Source organism: Candidatus Zixiibacteriota bacterium (assembly GCA_036397555.1).
In the GTDB taxonomy this organism is placed as follows: domain Bacteria; phylum Zixibacteria; class MSB-5A5; order WJJR01; family WJJR01; genus DATKYL01.
In genome coordinates this window covers 303319-321133 of record DASWIS010000008.1, presented here as the reverse complement: position 1 = coordinate 321133, position 17815 = coordinate 303319, and the positions used below count along the sequence as shown (strand labels likewise).

19 protein-coding genes are annotated in these 17815 nt (G+C 59.7%); 3 read left to right on the top strand and 16 right to left on the bottom strand.

The window, feature by feature from the left end; genetic code table 11:
• Window positions 1-68: 68 nt before the first annotated feature.
• The 13 genes from VGB22_02875 to VGB22_02815 all read right to left on the bottom strand — a co-directional run bounded on the left by VGB22_02875 (window position 69) and on the right by VGB22_02815 (window position 12888).
• Complete coding sequence (locus VGB22_02875; GenBank protein ID HEX9750223.1) at window positions 69-542, bottom strand: hypothetical protein; 474 nt, start codon at window positions 540-542, stop codon at window positions 69-71.
• A 222-nt stretch (window positions 543-764) separates the two neighbouring features.
• Complete coding sequence (locus VGB22_02870) at window positions 765-1187, bottom strand: PaaI family thioesterase (protein ID HEX9750222.1); 423 nt, start codon at window positions 1185-1187, stop codon at window positions 765-767.
• Between the two features lie 69 nt (window positions 1188-1256).
• Complete coding sequence (locus VGB22_02865; GenBank protein HEX9750221.1) at window positions 1257-2081, bottom strand: hypothetical protein; 825 nt, start codon at window positions 2079-2081, stop codon at window positions 1257-1259.
• Between the two features lie 103 nt (window positions 2082-2184).
• Window positions 2185-3258 (bottom strand): hypothetical protein, encoded by a 1074-nt coding sequence (locus tag VGB22_02860; protein HEX9750220.1) that lies wholly within the window; start codon window positions 3256-3258, stop codon window positions 2185-2187.
• 182 nt (window positions 3259-3440) lie between these two features.
• Entirely contained in the window at window positions 3441-4322 is an 882-nt protein-coding gene (locus VGB22_02855) for a hypothetical protein (protein ID HEX9750219.1), read from the bottom strand.
• Window positions 4323-4347: 25 nt separating this feature from the next.
• The gene (gene argF, locus VGB22_02850) at window positions 4348-5337 is read right to left on the bottom strand and encodes an ornithine carbamoyltransferase (GenBank protein ID HEX9750218.1); all 990 of its coding nucleotides are present in this window, start codon (window positions 5335-5337) and stop codon (window positions 4348-4350) included.
• Window positions 5338-5366: 29 nt separating this feature from the next.
• The gene (hslU, locus tag VGB22_02845) at window positions 5367-6776 is read right to left on the bottom strand and encodes an ATP-dependent protease ATPase subunit HslU (GenBank protein HEX9750217.1); all 1410 of its coding nucleotides are present in this window, start codon (window positions 6774-6776) and stop codon (window positions 5367-5369) included.
• Window positions 6777-6782: 6 nt separating this feature from the next.
• Complete coding sequence (gene hslV / locus VGB22_02840; protein ID HEX9750216.1) at window positions 6783-7358, bottom strand: ATP-dependent protease subunit HslV; 576 nt, start codon at window positions 7356-7358, stop codon at window positions 6783-6785.
• A complete protein-coding gene (locus VGB22_02835; GenBank protein ID HEX9750215.1) occupies window positions 7330-8232 on the bottom strand; it encodes a tyrosine-type recombinase/integrase in 903 nt (300 codons plus the stop codon). Before VGB22_02835 ends, hslV begins: the two co-directional genes overlap by 29 nt.
• A gap of 82 nt (window positions 8233-8314) precedes the next feature.
• Window positions 8315-10606 carry a type I DNA topoisomerase gene (gene topA / locus VGB22_02830; GenBank protein HEX9750214.1) on the bottom strand — a complete coding sequence of 764 codons (2292 nt, stop codon included), beginning with the start codon at window positions 10604-10606 and terminating at the stop codon, window positions 8315-8317.
• A 369-nt stretch (window positions 10607-10975) separates the two neighbouring features.
• A complete protein-coding gene (locus VGB22_02825) occupies window positions 10976-11389 on the bottom strand; it encodes a DNA-directed RNA polymerase subunit omega (protein ID HEX9750213.1) in 414 nt (137 codons plus the stop codon).
• 20 nt (window positions 11390-11409) lie between these two features.
• Complete coding sequence (gene gmk, locus VGB22_02820; protein HEX9750212.1) at window positions 11410-12000, bottom strand: guanylate kinase; 591 nt, start codon at window positions 11998-12000, stop codon at window positions 11410-11412.
• Window positions 12001-12027: 27 nt separating this feature from the next.
• On the bottom strand, window positions 12028-12888 hold the full coding sequence (locus VGB22_02815) for a YicC/YloC family endoribonuclease (protein ID HEX9750211.1): 861 nt from the start codon (window positions 12886-12888) through the stop codon (window positions 12028-12030).
• Window positions 12889-12992: 104 nt separating this feature from the next.
• Here VGB22_02815 and VGB22_02810 point away from each other — a divergent pair, with 104 nt between their 5' ends.
• From VGB22_02810 to VGB22_02800, 3 genes are all read left to right on the top strand, one after another.
• Entirely contained in the window at window positions 12993-14705 is a 1713-nt protein-coding gene (locus VGB22_02810; GenBank protein ID HEX9750210.1) for an NFACT RNA binding domain-containing protein, read from the top strand.
• Between the two features lie 129 nt (window positions 14706-14834).
• Window positions 14835-15218 (top strand): hypothetical protein, encoded by a 384-nt coding sequence (locus VGB22_02805; protein HEX9750209.1) that lies wholly within the window; start codon window positions 14835-14837, stop codon window positions 15216-15218.
• A gap of 16 nt (window positions 15219-15234) precedes the next feature.
• Entirely contained in the window at window positions 15235-16110 is an 876-nt protein-coding gene (locus VGB22_02800; protein HEX9750208.1) for a hypothetical protein, read from the top strand.
• A 55-nt stretch (window positions 16111-16165) separates the two neighbouring features.
• Here VGB22_02800 and VGB22_02795 read toward each other — a convergent pair whose 3' ends face one another.
• From VGB22_02795 to rplS, 3 genes are all read right to left on the bottom strand, one after another.
• Window positions 16166-16567: a YraN family protein gene (locus VGB22_02795; GenBank protein HEX9750207.1), complete on the bottom strand. Its 402-nt coding sequence runs from the start codon at window positions 16565-16567 to the stop codon at window positions 16166-16168.
• A 164-nt stretch (window positions 16568-16731) separates the two neighbouring features.
• Complete coding sequence (locus VGB22_02790) at window positions 16732-17388, bottom strand: ribonuclease HII (protein HEX9750206.1); 657 nt, start codon at window positions 17386-17388, stop codon at window positions 16732-16734.
• Between the two features lie 32 nt (window positions 17389-17420).
• Complete coding sequence (gene rplS / locus VGB22_02785; GenBank protein HEX9750205.1) at window positions 17421-17786, bottom strand: 50S ribosomal protein L19; 366 nt, start codon at window positions 17784-17786, stop codon at window positions 17421-17423.
• Between the last annotated feature and the right edge of the window lie 29 nt (window positions 17787-17815).

Sequence of the window (17815 nt, the reverse complement as noted above, 5' to 3'; positions counted from 1 at the left end):
GGCAGCGGACATGACACAAGGGGACAGATGCGGCAGTTGTAAAAGGATGGACAAGCCGAACGGCTCGTTTAGGAGTTGCCGGGCGTATTGCCGCCGCGCGGATCGGCAGCCGACGGCGGATCGAGCTTTGGGTATTGCAGCGATCGTTTCATCTGAAACGGCGCCAGTTCGAGCACGCCGCTGAAAGCGCGATTCTGTTCCTTGGGGATCCAACCGAGCTCGAATGGGAACAATGTTCGCAACCGCCGCGCCAGACTCCATTGGCGCGCCTGGGCAGGGAGTACCGGCGTGTGGCGGTTGACCTGATAGACAACGGCGGACGCATCGGTATAAAACTCGAGGCGTGTCCCCTCAAAGGCGCTCTTGTTGTTCTCGACGAATCGCAACAGCGCCAGGAGTGCCGCGTATTCGCATTCGGTCGCGTCACCGGTGCGTGCGGCGCGGAATTGAACGCCCCAGTCGGGAATGGCGAAGGAGACCACACCGAGAGCGCGCTCCTCACGCAATGGTCTGTTGTTGGTTCCCCAGAAGTAGCAACGCATATCGGCAATCCCTTTGGTTTGAGACCTCGCCCGGGTCTGAGACCATCCCGCACCGTGCAACCGGAGTGCCGCCGGAACGCCCCGGCCGTCGCCATCCTAATCTGCTGTCGGCCAAGACGATAGAGAGGGCGGCGGTCAGGCAGGGTGATGACTTCTCAGAATTGGCGCCTGAGACTGCAAACGAGTGCGACAGGTGTGCAGGGCGGGGTTGATTTCCGGGCGCTACAGCATAGTCCGTCGCGTGTCTTCAGGAAGCTCAAGATACTTCCCGGTGGCCGTGGCGCGAATCGCGCCGTCCGATGTCACGATCTCGCCTTCAGTTTCAAACAACCGACCCCGACGCCTGGTCACGCGACCGATCAAATGGAGCCGCTCTCCGACCCTGATCGCCGACTTGAATCGCACACTCATTTCGGCGGTCATCGCATAGCGGCGTTCCGCCAGGACCGCCTTGACCATGATTTCATCGAGCAGCGTTGCCGCCAATCCGCCATGGAAGACGCCTTTGTATCCCTGAAACTTCGGATCGGCTTCGCAGTCGGCCACCGCTTGTCGGTGGTCATCATAATAAAACCGGATGCGCAGCCCTTCAGGGTTCTGATCGCCACAGACAAAACAGCCGGCGTATTTGATGATCTCTTCCATCGTCGAATCGACCGCGCGCCGATCGTCAGCGGCTCCGGAATCGAGGATAGGCGTGGATGGAACGGAGAGTCAACGGCAGAACGAGAGCGTGTCGCGGACCGCGCCGGACGAGGTGGCAATCGAGAGATCGGCAACGCCCGATGCGATTAACGAACCGACCAGATTCCATTCGGTCTTCGTCATCATCGAATCGGTATCGGTCGTGAATCGTTCGGAGAATACGCCGCTGACCGAGCCGGGCACCGGCTCCCGAAACAGTTCGTTGATTCTCAGCATCAGGCCGTCGATGCTCATCTCGAAGCGTTGGCAATCGCCGTCGAAGCAGTGCAGCTTGTCAAGCTGTCGCGCACTCAAAGTCAACAGCACAGCGGCGGTGTCGGTGTCGAGGTGTTCGATGAATGCTTCCAGCGTGATGCTCCACACTTCGCTGCCGTCTTCGCCGGCCGCAAAGCGCGTGAAAGTGCGACGGTACTCGACGAAGTACACAGCCGACGTGTCATCCGGCTCGAGCACTCCCAGTGCGCCGGTCCGGGACACGAATTCGGAGAAGAATGTCGTAAACGAGTCGTTCTGCTGTGTCCCATTCGCGATGATAAACTCGCCGCCGGTCTCAATTCCGGTGGGGGGGTTGTCTTCGACCGAGATCGGCCAGTCGATTCCGGGGACCGAGCTGAATTCAACAGGATTGCGTTGATTCATCGCTTCGTTGAGCAGTGCGCAACACTCCGCGAGTGCGGAACTCAGCGCTTCGCGAAACTCGGCGTATCCGTTCGGAACGACCGGCACCTCCGGCGATGACGGCGACTTGTTGCTGCATGATAAGGAGAACAGATTCAGCCCCAGCAATGCTGCAACGACAAGCGCGACGACGCCCTTATGATGCGAATCAGCCATCCTTTCGCGACCGCTTCCCAAGCCGTACGCAGCCAATATACACAAAAACCCGCCCCGTGCGGATCGCACGAGGCGGGGGATCGATCACGATTGGCGCGAGGGGTTATTCGTCGGGACAGATTTCTGTCGTCTGCTCGTACGTGTAACCGTCAGCTTGCAAGCTCAGGTCAGCGGTCTGGGTGTCGCCGTCGATGGATAATGTCAGGTCCCAGCCACCCTGAAAGCTGGCTCGCCCGCTTTCTGTCTCGGCGGTAATGTCAGCGTCCAGCCCTGCCTCGAATTCCCCCGATACGGGACAAAACCCGTTCTGCTTGAGACCAACCGGAATGAGCAGGTCTGTCGTTTCGCCGGTCAGAGTGATATCCGCCTGGAGATCTGTCTCGGGAACTTCAAGCTCAGGATCCGCAGGGATACCCAAGTCCACAATCAGTTGCAAATCGGAGTTCCCACCGACATCAACCAGCGACGTATTCAGATCATCAATGATACCGGAGTTGGCAATTCCGACGGTGATTGTTCCGCCTTCGTGTGCGGAGGATTTGCCCTGCGGTGTCAGCCCAATCTGAAGCTCGCCGCTTCCGCCCCGGCGGAACCGCGCGGTTGTCTCACCCGGAATTTGCTGTGCCGCCCCTTCTGTGTCCTCGAATCGCACCGAATCCATGAGCGCAACATCAAAGCTGAGAGTTAGACCTTCTTCCGGGATTTCCGCAGAGTAGTCAAAGTCGATGACCCACCAGCCGGTCTCGGCATTGTAGACGATTTCTTCGTCTTGCAGCGCCGCCCCTTGCACAAGCGAGACAATCTGCTCTTGCAGGGTTGGGGTCCCATCCGCAAATGGGCTCTGTTTCCCCAGATGGGCAGCGAGTACCCGATCGGCGATTGCCGCCGCCGAGGTGAGCGGCCCGAACAGCCCCAGGAATGGATCGATATCCCCTGCATCAACACCATCCCAAAACCCGAAGGCCGCCTGGTTTAACATCACGGGGTAGACCGTCGAGGCCAAGGCAGTGTTCGACCCTTCATCGCCAAGTACCAGATTGATGAGGGCGATCTGTTGCTCCGGCGTCAGGTCGCTGGTCGATCCGCTGCCGTTGTCGTCGCTGCCACAGCCGTATCCCACCAACAGTGACCCAGCCACTGCCGATGCAATCACAGTTCGAATCAACCGCTGCTTCATCGCGATCCCTCCATTTGTGGTTCCAGTTACGATTCGTTCGTGACTCATATCGAAGTCGGGTCAGGCAGTCACGTGAAGATAATGCGGGGGATGACAGCATCGCAACGGGCAACGCACAAGAGCGGGCAACAAAAACGGCCGCCTACGGGGCGGCCGTCAGATGCGCGATAAGACGGGACGACCTACAGCACGGTCGGACAGACTGTCTCCTCCGTCTCAAGATGGAAATCGTCGGAATCGATCACGATCGCGGCGCGGCCGCCGCCGATAAATTCGACCGCCACATCCCAGTCGCCGCTGGCTTCCAGATGGTTGCCGTCTTCGGTCACGTCGATATCGACGCTCATGTCCAGCGCCAGCGTCCCGTCATAGGGACACGCGTCGCCGCCGTCAGAGGTGTTCATCTGGATATTGCTCGCCTCGGCGCTGACATCGAAGACAAATGACCCGCTGCCCTCGGGAGTGTCGGCCTCGATTCCCATGGAGGCGGTCGTCGCGCCCACGGCCGTCGCGGTCGGCGTGTTGATGCCGGAGACATCGGCGTGCGATGCGATCGTCACCGAAAAATCAAGCGTGACCGAGTCACCATCGAGCAGCCAGTCGAAGCTCAATGATCCGCCGTGACGGAAACGATCCGTGGTCTCGTCGGGCTCGATCTGCGGGTCTCCGGCAGCGGTCTCAAATCGCACCGAGTCGGAGATCAGCATCGTCATCGTTCCGAGCGAGTCGGTTTCGCTGAGTTCAGCGCTGATAAACCACCATCCCTTCGCGGGATTGTAGACCACGGAGATCGATTCGGTGTTCGACACCACCGGTTTGCCCAAGCCGGGAACCTCCAGAGGCACCGTCTGGATGTCCTCTTCGGAGACGCCATCCCAGAATGCGCCGCCGAACTGCAGTGATGCCGAGGAGATCATCATGTCGATGAACGGGGCGATCTCATCGTATTGCTCTTCTTTTGTCAGGTCGCTGGTCTGGTTGTCGACGCCCCTGGAGCAACCGGCGATGACGATCAGCACCGCGATCGCAGCAGCCACAAAGATGGCCATCCGCCGCCACTGCATGAGTACCTCCGCTGTTGAGAGTCGGCTACGACCGCTTTGCGAGCAACTGCGCGATGATCGCGCCCTGCGCCCACAGACGGTTTTCGGCCTCGTCGAAGACAACCGACTGCGGACCATCGATGACCTCATCGGTGATTTCGCGTCCGCGTTCGGCGGGGAGGCAGTGCATGACGATCGCCGACGGCTTGGCATGCCGCAGCAGACCGGCATTGAGTTGGAAGGGTTTCAGGAGTTGCGCCCGCGCTTCGGCCAACTCTTTCTGCCCCATCGACGCCCACACGTCGGTGTAGACGACGTCGGCTCCTTTGACTGCATCGACGGGATCATGACCGATCTTGATGTCGCTTAAGCCCGCGCGGCGGGCCGAATCGACAACTTGTTGGTCGGGCAATGTTTGGGGTGATGTGGCCAGCCGCAGGTCCATGGGAATCCGCGCCGCAAGATTGGCCCAGGAGTGGAAAACGTTGTTGCCGTCGCCGAGGAAGGCGACGGTGAGATGGTCGATGCGCCCCAGGTGCTCCTGCGCGGTCATGATGTCGCCCATGATCTGGCAGGGATGAAATGAATCGGTCAGCGCGTTGATGACCGGCACGGTGGAATGACGTGCCAACTCGTCGACATCGGACTGCTTAAACGTGCGGATGACAATCATGCCGACATAGCGCGACATTACGTTGGCGACATCGTGGATCGACTCGCGCACACCGAGCTGAATCTCCTTGTCAGTAATGAACATCGGATGCCCGCCGAGACGGAAGACGGCGGTCTCGAAGCTTTGGCGTGTGCGCAAGGAGGGCTTATGGAAGATGAGCGCCGCCACCTGGCCGGTCAATGGACGCGGCGCGACCTCCCCCGACTTCCAACGGATCGCCCAGCCGATGGTCGCGCGGACTTCATCCGATGAAAAATCGGTGATCCGCAGGAAGTGGGACGCAGCAACGCCGCCGGGCATTCCCAACCCATGTGTCGTTCGATGCGCGTCGTTGCGTGCCGGCATGGCCGTGGCTTGTGTCATCGCTGGCTCCAACTTCCAATCGGATGGTGCTATAGAATATATCGGCTTAAGTCGTCATCGGCGATGATGTCGCGCAGGATCTTCTTGACGTCCTTTCGGTCGAAGACGACTTCTTTTGCCTTCATCGAGGACGCGCGGAACATGACGTCTTCCAGAAGCGTGGTCATAATCGTGTGCAGTCGCCGCGCGCCGATGTTCTCAGTGCGATCATTAACAAGTTGCGCGGTGTGTGAGATTTCATCGACGGCATCGTCGGTGAATCTTACGTCGATTCCTTCTGTCTCCAGCAGCGCGCGGTACTGTTTCATGAGCGCGTTCTGCGGCTCGGTGAGGATGCGCACAAATTCAGGCGCGCCAAGACTATCCAGTTCGACGCGGATGGGGAAGCGTCCCTGCAACTCGGGAATCAAATCCGACGGCTTGGATGTGTGAAACGCCCCGGCGGCGATGAAGAGCACGTGGTCGGTGCGCACCATGCCATACTTGGTCATCACATTGGTGCCTTCGACGATGGGCAGGATGTCGCGCTGAACACCCTCGCGTGAGACATCGGGGCCGCCGCTGCGTCCGGGCTCGCCGGCGATCTTGTCGAGTTCATCGATGAAGATGATGCCGGAGTTTTCGGCGCGGTCGATGGCCTGGCTGATGACATCATCCATGTCGACCAGCTTGTCGATCTCCTCGGCGGTCAGGGCGCGCCGCGCGTCGGCCACCGACACTTTGCGCCGCCGGGTCTTCCTGGGCATCATCCCCGCGAACATCTCGCGCATGTTCACGCCGAATTCTTCCATGCCTTGCGGCGTGAACACCTCCACGACCGGAAAACGCGTCTCGCTCGATTCCATCTCAATCTGTTTTTCGTCGAGCAGATTGTCTTTCAACTGAACACGCAGCTTCTCGCGCGTCCGCTCCCACTTGGCGATAGCGTCGGCCTCGTTGGGGTCTTCCGTGCCGCGTTGCCGTTTCACCGGAGACGGCAACAAAATATCGAGGATGCGCTCGTCGGCGAGCTGCGCGGCTCTGTCCGCCACCTGGTTCGACTTTTCGCGCTTGATCATAGTCACCGACAAATCGACCAAATCGCGCACCATCGACTCGACATCCCGTCCGACATACCCGACTTCCGTGTACTTGGACGCCTCGACCTTCAGAAAGGGCGAGCCAGCCAGGGCCGCCAACCGCCGTGCGATCTCCGTTTTGCCGACCCCGGTCGGGCCGATCATGATGATGTTGTTGGGGGCGATTTCCTCACGGAGGGGTCCGCTGACGCGCTGCCGGCGCCATCGGTTGCGCAGGGCGATCGCGACCGACTTTTTCGCCCGATCCTGGCCGACGATGTAACGGTCCAGCGCTGTGACGATTTCCTGCGGCGACAGTTCTTCGCGCAAGGGTGAGCCGCGGCCGGTCACTGTCGCCGGAGGAGTGAACTTCTGTGCCATAGGGTTTTACAGGACTTCGACGACGATGTCCTTGTTGGTAAAGATGCAAATGTCGGCAGTGATTTCCAATGCGGTCCGCACGATTTTCTCCGCGGACATCTTGGTGTTTTGCGCCAGCGCCCGCGCCGCCGACAGCGCGAACGGGGCTCCCGAACCGATCGCCACGATCGCATCGTCGGGTTCGATCACGTCGCCGGTGCCGGAGATGATCAGCGAGTTGCGCCCGTCGGTGACGCCGAGCAATGCTTCGAGTCGTCGCAGATACTTATCCAATCGCCAGTCTTTGGCCAACTCGACCGCTGCGCGCGGAAGGTTGCCGCGAAAGTCTTCCAGCTTGGCTTCGAATCGTTCGAACAATGTGAATGCATCGGCCGATGCCCCGGCGAACCCCGCCAGCACCGTGCCATCCGCCAGACGCCGGACTTTTTGCGCGGTGTGCTTGAGGATGGTGTCGTCGAATGTGACCTGACCATCGCCGCCCATTGCCGTCTGGCCGTGCACGGTCACACACAACACGGTGGTCGCACGCCATTGCCCGAACGATGGATACAGGTCAGGACGGGCGGTCAAGCGGGAAGGCACGTTCGTAAACCTCCTGCAGGCGACGGGGGGTTGTGTGTGTGTAGACCTGGGTCGTGCCCACGCTTTCGTGCCCGAGCAGTTCGCGGACATCCATCAATCCGGCGCCGCGGTCCAATAAGTGGGTCGCAAAGGTATGACGCAAGCGGTGCGGTGACATGTGCCCGCCGACCGTCTGTGCAAAGCTGTTGTGCACGATCCGTCGTATGGCACGCGTCGTCAAGCGTTCCTCCCGACGGTTCATAAACACCGGCTGATCCGGAGCGAGGGATTCTACGGGGGTGCGCAACTTCAACTCCATGAGCGAAGCGGACGCCCGGCTCCCGATCGGGACAAGGCGTGCCTTGCCCCTCTTGCCGAATAGCGAAAGGGTGTGTGCGTGTTGATCGAAGTCATCCCAGTTTAAGGCGACCAGTTCGGCAACGCGCGCGCCGCTGGCGTAGAGGACCTCGATCACGCAGCAGTCGCGCCAGTCCCAGCGTGTTTTTCGCGGAAGCGATTCGATCCACTGGCGCATCTGTGCCTCCGTGTTGAATCGCGGCAAGCCCGCCGTAAATTTCACCGTGGGGACGCGTTCGCTGAGCGCTTCCTGTGTGGTTCCGCTGCGGTGCAGAAAGTCCAGAAAGGCGCGCAGCACCGCAGCGGCCCGCGCAATCGAACGATTCGACAGCCCCTGCACCGCCAAGTGCGCCAGGAACCCCTCCATCCGCCGCGCACTGAAAACGCGATCCGACGCGACAGTCGCCTTCAACTTCTCAACTTCAAGAAATCGCTCCAATTCACGCCCATAAGCCGCCACCGTCAATGGTGAGAATCGGCGTACCTTGGCCAGCTCGAGAAGAAAACGTTCTACTAATGCGGCAAGTGTGTTGGCCATTGCCCCGTTGATATCTTGTGCAGAAAGTCCGAGACGCGCCAGCACTTACTGCGATGTCAAAAGACAAAAGTCGCTCAGCAAGTCAGGCAGCCGCCGTCTCGGAGACCATCTCGGCGGGTATCACATGCGCGCAGACCGGGCACTTGTAATGTTCGCCCTGTGCCTTCGTGCTCTTTGACAGCATAAACGGCGACTGGCACTGGGGGCATTGATGGGGCACCGGACGATCCCACACGGCATATTTGCAGTTGGGATAATTCGAACAGGAATAGAATGTGCGGCCGGTGCGGGTTCGCCGCGGCACCAAATCGCCATTGCACCCCTCTTCAGGACAACGGACACCGGTCGGAATCGACCGCGTGTTCTTGCACTTCGGATACCCCGAGCAGGCAAGGAACCGCCCGTAACGGCCCGACTTGAAGACCATCGGCGCGCCGCATTTCTCGCACTTCTCGTCTGTCTGTTCAGCGGGACTACCCGGAGACTGACCATGGTCGCTCGTATAACGGCACTCCGGATAACCGGAGCAGGCGATGAATCGTCCCGAGCGCGACCAACGCACCATCAGGGCCGAGCCGCATTCGGGACACTTCTCATCCAGAATTTCGCGATGCGACTCTTTGATCTGGGCGGTACGGGTGCCGGCACGGTCGAGCGATTCGGAAAAGGGCGTATAAAATGCCTTCATGATCTCTGTCCATGTCTCCGTGCCTTCCTCGATGCGGTCCAGCTCGGTTTCCATCTCGGCGGTGAACTCCACGTTGAAGAGCTCCGGGAACGCTTCAATCAGAATCGAATTGACCGTCTCACCCAAGTCGGTCGGCTGCAATCGCCGCTCTTCCAGGCGAACATAGTTACGCGCGACGATGGTCGCGATGATCTGCGCGTACGTCGACGGCCGCCCGATACCGTTCGCTTCAAGTTCCTTGACCAAAGTCGCTTCTGAGAAACGGGGCGGGGGCTTGGTCCAATGCTGCTCCGACGACAAATCCACCATCTGCAGCGGATCATCCGCCTGGAGCGGTGGCAACGGCTTCTGCTGGGGATTCTCATCGCCGTTGGTCGCAACATCCTCGTAGACTTTGAGAAATCCGGGGAATAAGACCTTTTCAGCGCCGGCTTTGAGCGTATAGGTCCGGCCCGACTTCTTTTTGCCGGTGGGCTCAGTCTCGGCCTTGATGTCGACTGACGTCCGCTCGACAACGGCCGGCGTCATTTGCGAAGCCAGGAATCGGTTCCAGATCAGCGTGTAGAGCTTAAACTGGCTCGGTGAAAGGTTCTTGCGAATCCCCTCCGGCGGCAGATCGAAGTAGGTCGGCCGAATCGCCTCGTGCGCATCCTGTGTCCGCCTCTTGGTTGTGTAGACATTCGGAGTCTCGGGAGCGTACTCTTTGCCGAACGACTTCTTGATCAGCTTGAGCGCTTCATCCTGCGCTTCCTTGGCGATGCGCGTCGAGTCGGTGCGCATGTATGTAATGAGGCCGACCGATCCACGGTTGCCCAACTCCACACCTTCGTACAGCTCCTGCGCCAGGTGCATCGTGCGCTTGGGCGACATGCTCAGCCGCGCCGCGGCATCCTGCTGCAGCGTCGATGTGATGTAGGGAGCGAGTGGCTTGCGACGGCGTTCCTGGGTCTTGACGGACCCGACCACAAACGACGAATGGCGCAGATCGTCCTCGATCGATTGGGCCGCCTTCTCGTTTTGAATCTCGACCTTGTCGCCGTCGATTTCGGCGACGGTCGCAGTGAAAACGATCTTTTTGCGTTCACCCTTCTTGTGCAAGTCTACGTCGATGGTCCAGTATTCCTGCGGAACGAAGGCCCGGATTTCGGCTTCCCGTTCGCACACCAGCCGCAGCGCGACCGACTGGACACGTCCCGCCGAAAGCCCCCGGCAGACTGTTTTCCACAGAAACGGACTGACCTGATACCCGACGATTCGGTCTAAGACCCTGCGCGCCTGCTGGGCATCGACCTTCCGCTGATCGATGCTGCCGGCATGCTTGAGCGCATCGAGCACCGCCGATTGGGTGATCTCATTAAAGGAAGCGCGCTTGATGTCGGCCTTAACGCCTTCGAGAAGGTTGAGGACATGCCACGCGATCGCTTCTCCCTCGCGGTCGGGATCGGGACAGAGATAGATCGTCTCGGCCTTCTTGGCTTCTTTCTTTAAGCTATTGACTATCTTCTCTTTACCTTCAATCGGGACGTAAGCGGGGCGGAAATCATCGTCGAGATCGACCCCCAGCTTCTTCGCGGGCAGGTCGATTAAATGGCCCATGGTCGCGGCAATGGAATAGCCGTTTCCAAGAAACTTCGCCAAAGTCTTGGTCTTGGTCGGTGACTCGACGATTACCAGATTCTTTGCCATAACCTCTGCACTTGCTACAGATTACGCCGCGTTGCCCGTCGCGTATCAAACAACCGATCTCCGGAAAAGTTCTCAGTCGGGCTGGGTACTTCCGATGTTACCATGACCCACACGCTCGGTTCTATCGGGACTTCTATGAAAGTATTGAGCAGTATTGAGTGATCCCCATATATAAATGCACGGTTTTATTTCAACTCCCCACAAAGGGGCGCCAGTCTAATTCGTTTGCAACCGCCGGACAAGGCAAATCGGTCGGGGTCAAGCTCTCCCCGGCCGATCGAGGCAGAAAATCCTATGCACCGAAATGACTTAGAATCGATATCCAACCCTCCCACGGCAGGATCACGACCAGCGACAGTGCTGTCGTAGCTACGCGGGCGGCGCTTCGCCGGTGCGACGAACTTTGATTTGACCGCTCAACAGTTCTCCGAGGGCATGCGATGTCATTTTGTAACGTTTCAACTCCATGGCCTCGTCTAAACCGCGCTCTTCCAGCGCCACTTTCTTGGCGTTCAATTGCCGAGCGCGCGCCGCGGCGATCAGCACTCCTTCGTATCGATTCTTCGCGTGTTCGTGGAGGTTTTCCAACGACTGCAACTTGGGCCGGACCGGACGGGGCGGTCGCTTGGCCTTCTCGATGGCAAACGACGCCGGCTGGAAGGTCATGCCACGGCCCTCGCCATTGGTCGGCGCCTTGTCTATGTCGTCTTCTTCGTCCTCGAGATCATCGTCTTCTTCATCGAGCGGATTATCTTTTTCAAGGTCGTCTTTGGGTTTGGCCATTATGTGCTCCTTCTGCCCTTCTAACGCGGACTCTGCCTGAGCAGTTCCGCGCGGATAATCGACTCGCAATCGGAAACGCACGAGTCGAGCCGGTTGTTGGTCACGACATAGTCATATTCTTTCGTGCGCCGCAATTCCGCGCGCGCAGTTTGCAGGCGTCGGCGTACCCGAGCGGCGCTATCCGATCCTCGCCCGACCAGACGTCGCCGCAAGACCGCCCACGACGGCGGCCGCAGAAACAGTGTGACCACATGGGCGACGCTGTCTTTCAGGCGTGCCGCACCCTGTACGTCCAAGTCGAACAGCATCACGCGCTTGAGTCGCTTCGCCCGCCTGATATTGGCCGTCGGTGTGCCGTAGAAACAGTCGTGCACGGAAGCCCATTCGACCAACCTCCGCCCCTGGCGCATCGCGGCGAATGCCGCCTCGCTGACGAAACGATAATGAACGCCGGCGCGTTCTCTCCGGCGCCGGGGACGGGTCGTGACCGACACCGAGTAGAGAAACTCCGGATGACGCGTACGGAGCCGACGGATCACCGTCGACTTGCCTCCGCCCGACGGCGACGAGATGATGACGAGCAGTGGAGTCCCGGTCCATCGTTTCGGCATCGCATCCAGTCCGCGGAAATGGCCGCATTACTCGACGTTTTGAACCTGTTCGCGGATCCGTTCGAGTTCTTCCTTCAATTCCACCACACGCGACGACAGCTCCGGCGTTGCCGATTTGGAGCCGATCGTATTGGCCTCGCGGTTCATTTCCTGCACCAGGAAGTTGAGACGACGTCCGACCGCATCGCCCGCTTGCAGCGCCCCGGCAAAATGCTCGCGATGAACATCCAGACGCACGCATTCCTCGGTGACATCGGCGCGGTCGGCCATGAACGCGACTTCCTGCGCGAGGCGTTGCGGATCGAATTGCGCCCCCGAGAATAAGTCTTCGATTCGTTCGGTCAGTTTCTGACGAATATGTGCCGGCACTTCGGCGGCGCGCTCTTTAATGTGGGACAGAGTTTCGTCGACCAGTGTCAATCGCTTGCGCAGATCTGCTGCGAGGACCGCGCCCTCGGTCTCACGCGCTTTGATCAGGCCATCGAGCGCTGCATTCAAGGATTCGTTGAGGATCCCGCCTAAGACATCCTCCGACGGTGGGGCCTCGTTGGTCCAGACATCGGGAAACCGCGCGACGTCACTGATCGAAATCTCGGCGGCGATCTTCTGTTCAGCCGCAAATCCCCTCAGGATCGCAACGTACCGTCCCGCCAATGCCGCATTGAAGCCGACTTCGGGCTGCGCGTCGGTCCGTTCCAAGGTCAATTGGCAGAAAATCTTTCCCCGCCCCAGACGGCTGTCGGCCAGCTTGCGCAGGGGAGATTCATAACTCAAAAGACCGCGCGGCAGCCGTAGCGAGACCTCCAAGTGACGGCTGTTGACCGAGGTAACCTCAAAGGTGGCTTTGTATCCATCGCGGGCGACTTCGCCTCGCCCGTAGCCCGTCATGCTTCGAATCATCCGATGGCAACCTGTGCGAAATCACATAACTTGAAGCTCCAGAGACGGTTTGTCAATTACAATCGCGTGATGGGTGATACGGATTGCCGGTTATGAGAATCGTGGGATGGCAACTGCTCCGCTTAGTCAATGAAGCCCAACGCGATCTGGTCGGAGTGACGATCGAGGCGATTCGGTCGGACCCATCGACCGGACGGCTGCTGTTGCTCGGAGGCTCACGGCGCGGCAAGCGCCTGATCGTCATCGGCACGCGCGGGTCGGCGGCGACCTTTTATTGGACGCGCAAGAAATCGGACCTTCCCGGCCAGGATCTCTATTCTCACTCTGAGAAGCTGAACCGCATTCGCAATGCGCGCCTGAATCAAATCGAACTGCCCGCGGCGGACCGATGGATGCGGATTTCGCTGATACGGCGCACCCGCGATGATCAGGAACCGACGCCCATCTCGCTCGTTGTGTCGTGGATCGGCACCGGCGGGAACGTCCATCTATTAAATCAGGACGATCGCGTCATGGAGTCGTGGTTTGCAGACTCGGCCGCAGCCGTGGGTTCCGTCTTCACTCCAGTCAATCCCCCAGATATGATCGATTGGCGAAATTGGTCGTTCCCTGAGTATCAATCGCATCGTCACGAACACGCAAACGAGTCGCTTTCCGAGTTTTTGTCGCATCGCGCGTGGGGAATCGATCGTGCACTGGCAAAAGAAATCGAGGCGCGAGTCAACACACCAAGGGTCGCCAGCCCTCGAGCGTCCGAACAGCAGGGTCAATGGGATGAGTTTTCGATCATAATGGACACTCTGCGAACCGCCGTCGATCCGGAAACGCCGATCCGGATGCCGACACTCCTGCCGGTTGATAAGTCCGGTCTGACGGGCGAGGACGCCGGGGACTGGTCGGGCTCCCTGGCGGAGGCGATTGCGCGCCTCGATGCCACGTCTCAACAGACCTCGTCGACGGATGCAGCGCTCGCACAAATCAAATCGGAAGCGGTCAGGCGGATGCGTCAAGTGCAGCGACGCCTCAAATCGGCGCAGAATGCAATCGAGCATGGCCGTGAGGCCGGCAGACTCAAACGGGGGGCCGATGTGCTGAATGCCCAACGGCACCTGCTGGTACGGGGCGGCGAACAGGTGACGGTCACCGATTGGGAATCGGGCGACCAGATCACGATTAAACTCAACAAGGCCCGGTCGCCGCAGGAAAACATCGATGCCGCCTATCGTCGCGCCCGCGATGCCGCCCGTGCGGCCGAACTGGCGCTCACACAGCTTCCCGAATTGGAACGACAAAGTGCCGAACTGGACCGCATCCTCAATGAAATTGCCGAGGGGGAATTATCGGAGGCGCGGATCGATCAATTGTGCGAACTGTTCACAATCGCGGATCGATCGGTCTCCGGCCGAAAAAGGCAACCGCGACGGGTTCCCTACCGCGAATTCCTGCTCGGCACGGTCCGCGTGCTGGTCGGAAAATCGAGCCGCGACAACGACGAACTGACCATGAAGATTGCCCGTCCGCAGGACTTGTTCCTGCATGCGCGGGGCGTGCCTGGATCACATGTGATCCTGCAATCCACCGACGGCAAGCCCCCCGATGAACCGACGATCAACCGCGCGGCCCGAATCGCGGCCTTCTTCTCGCGAGCCAAGCATTCGGGACTGGTCCCGGTCGCCTGCACCGAGGCCCGCTATGTCCGCAAACAGCGCAAGTCGCCGCCCGGGACGGTCTCGGTCGAGCGCGAACGGGTCATCATGGTCCAGCCCCAGGCCCCGGCGGGGTATCATGGAGAGGCAGAAGCATAGGGCGCGGCTGCGAGGGCCTTCTCAGACAGTCGTCTTCCCTCAAGGTGAGAGGATCCTACCGGGCCGCTGGCGATATTGCCCGATCCGGTGTATATTCTCTGACGGTTTCCGGACCCCGATTGCGTGACTATGCGTTTGCGCATCATCATCCTCGTTTTGCTTCTGGTCGTTTTCGGCGGCGCGATCGCGGCGTTCCAGCTTGGGTATGTCGGCGGTCCGGCCGCCAGCATTCCCGACACGCTCAGCGAAGATCAACTGGTCGAGGCGTATGTGCGCCTGGCGCAATTGGCCGAGCATATGCCGATCGGCACTCCCGAGTACGACGATGCGCGCAAACGTGTGCTCGCTGAGATGAACACAACGCCAGAACGGGTCGAGCAGACTCTCGCCTACTACAACGAACGCCCCGAAGAATGGAAGCCGGTCTGGGAAAAAATCCAGGGCCGCCTCACCGACCAGCTCGAAGAGATCCGCACGTCCGGGCAAGACACGGCGGCGAGCGGGGCGATGTAGCGACTGGACTGCAAGGATGGATCAAGCCGTCAACTATGCAAGACACGAGAGAGTTTGGCTCAGGGAACACCCCGAACTCAATGAGAAGTGGATCCAAGCGCGAATAGCAGAGGATCCCTCAATTCTGGGCTTAGGAGATCTGGTTCTTAAGGACAAGGAACGGATTCAGCCCCGAGCCGGACGTCTGGACCTATTGCTCCACGACGTTGATGCAGATCGACGCTACGAGGTTGAAGTTCAATTGGGTCAAACTGACGAGAGCCATATAGTCCGGACTATCGAATACTGGGACATCGAACGAAAGCGATACCCGCAGTATGATCATTGTGCCGTAATTGTGGCGGAAGACATTACATCACGTTTCCTCAATGTGATCGGACTGTTCAATGGCTCGATTCCCCTCATTGCAATTCAGCTGTACGCTTTGCGACTTGATGACCAAGTAGCGCTCGTGTTCACAACCGTACTAGAGGAACTGAGTCGCGGATTCATCGATGAGGATGATGGCGCCCAAGAACCGGCGGACCGCGGATACTGGGAATCCCGCGCAAGCAGGAATACCCTTGAAATGACGGATCAATTGCTCGCTGTACTCCGGCAATGGGATCCTAAACTGGAACTCAAGTACAATAAGTATTACATCGGCCTAGCGAAGAACGGCACGCCTGATAATTTTGTCGTGTTTAGACCGAAGAGAGAGTTTCTCCAGGTAGAAGCCCGGCTCCCTCGGTCAGAGGGCACCGACAGGCAACTTGAGGACACGGGACTCGATCTTATGCCCTATAACAAGAAGTGGGGGAAGTACCGCATCCGACTCACAAGACTCGATCTCGAGAAACACCATGAACTGGTAGCCGAGATTCTCAAGCGGGCACATGATAACCGCACGTAGCCAATACCAAGTCCGCATCGAACGGCACATTGCTCCATTGCGCGGACTCCGAAAACTACATTTCTTTTGCTGAGTCCTCCTCCTCCTCCACAAACGCCGCTTTCACATGTCGCACCGCGCGCTGTCCATCAGCGCCGGCAGGTTCGATCAGGATGGCGTCGAAGCGGACTGAGCCGGAATCAGCCGGAATCTGAGATAAATAGTCGCGCGCGGCGGCGATGATCGCGCGCTGCTTGCGCGGGCCGATCCATGTTGCCGGGTCGCCGAAGGCGCGCGTGCGGGCCGATTTGACTTCGACGAAGACCAGCGTCTCACCGTCGCGGGCAATCAGATCGATTTCGTGACGCGACCTCTTTCCCCGCCAGTTGCGAGCGATGATCGTGTATCCGTGATCGGTCAGGTAGCGCTCCGCGATCTGTTCGCCGCGTTTGCCTGCGGCGGTGCTGCTGCGTCGCATCGGGCGATTCGCTTGAGTAGTCATTCTGAGGAGCGCACTGCCTCACGTGGAGCGCGACGAGGAATCTGCCATCGAGCTACGGACAACAGCAGATGCTTCGCCCGCAGGGCTCAGCATGACAACAGATCTTCCAATCCCGCTTCACCCCGGCAAGAGCGGCCGAATCATGATTCGTCCAAAACAAGCCGCCCCTGCTGCCACAGGCGCAGCGGCGCGAAGCTGCGACGGTGCAGCGGAGTCGGGCCGAGCCGTTCGAGCGCCGCCGTGTGCTGCGCCGTGGCGTACCCTTTGTGCTGCGCGAATCCGTAGCCGGGGTATTTGTCGTCGTACTCTTCCATCATGCGATCGCGGATTTCCTTGGCCAGAATCGACGCGGCGCCGATCGACGGACTCTGACGGTCGCCGGTGATGATCGCCTGCTGCGGCAGTGACAGGTCGGGGATCAATTGTCTGCCGTCGACGAGCACCGCCTCGGCGGTGACCAGCAAATCGTCGAGCGCGCGGCGCATCGCCAGCAGCGACGCGCGCAGGATGTTGATGCGGTCGATCTCATCAACGTCGGCCACGCCAACGCTCCACGCCAAGGCGGCACGGGAAATGATCGGAAAGAGATCCTGCCGCCGTTCGGGCGTCAGCAGCTTGGAATCGGAAATGCCGGGATCGTCAAAGTCGGCAGGCAGGATGACTGCCACCGCAACGACGGGCCCGGCCAGCGGGCCGCGCCCGACTTCGTCGACGCCGGCCACGTGGCGCAGGCCGCGCAACCAGTATGACCGCTCGTACGCCCAGCGATCATCGCGCGCTGTGCCGGCTGTGTGCATGCGGTGGCCGATCCCCTCAGCCGCGCGGAATGCTACTCGGTGACCTGGTCGTCGCGCAGCTCTTTGACGCGCGCGGAGCGTCCCTTCAGATCGCGCAGATAGAAGAGCTTCGCGCGACGGACCCGTCCCTTGCGCAGCACTTCCACCTTGGTAACATTCGGCGAAAACAGCGGGAAGATCTGTTCGACGCCGATGCCCGACGACATCTTGCGGACGGTAAAAGTTGCGCCGGTCCCGGAGCCGCGTTTCTGCACCACCGTGCCCTGAAATATCTGGATTCGTTCCTTGTCGCCTTCGGTGATTTTTTTGTGGACCCGGACGGTATCGCCGGGCGCAAAATCCGCCGGGGCTTGTGCGCCCTTCGGGATTCCCAGTGTCTTCAGATCAACGGTTGCCATCGTCGTGTCACCTCGTGTACAATCGTCCG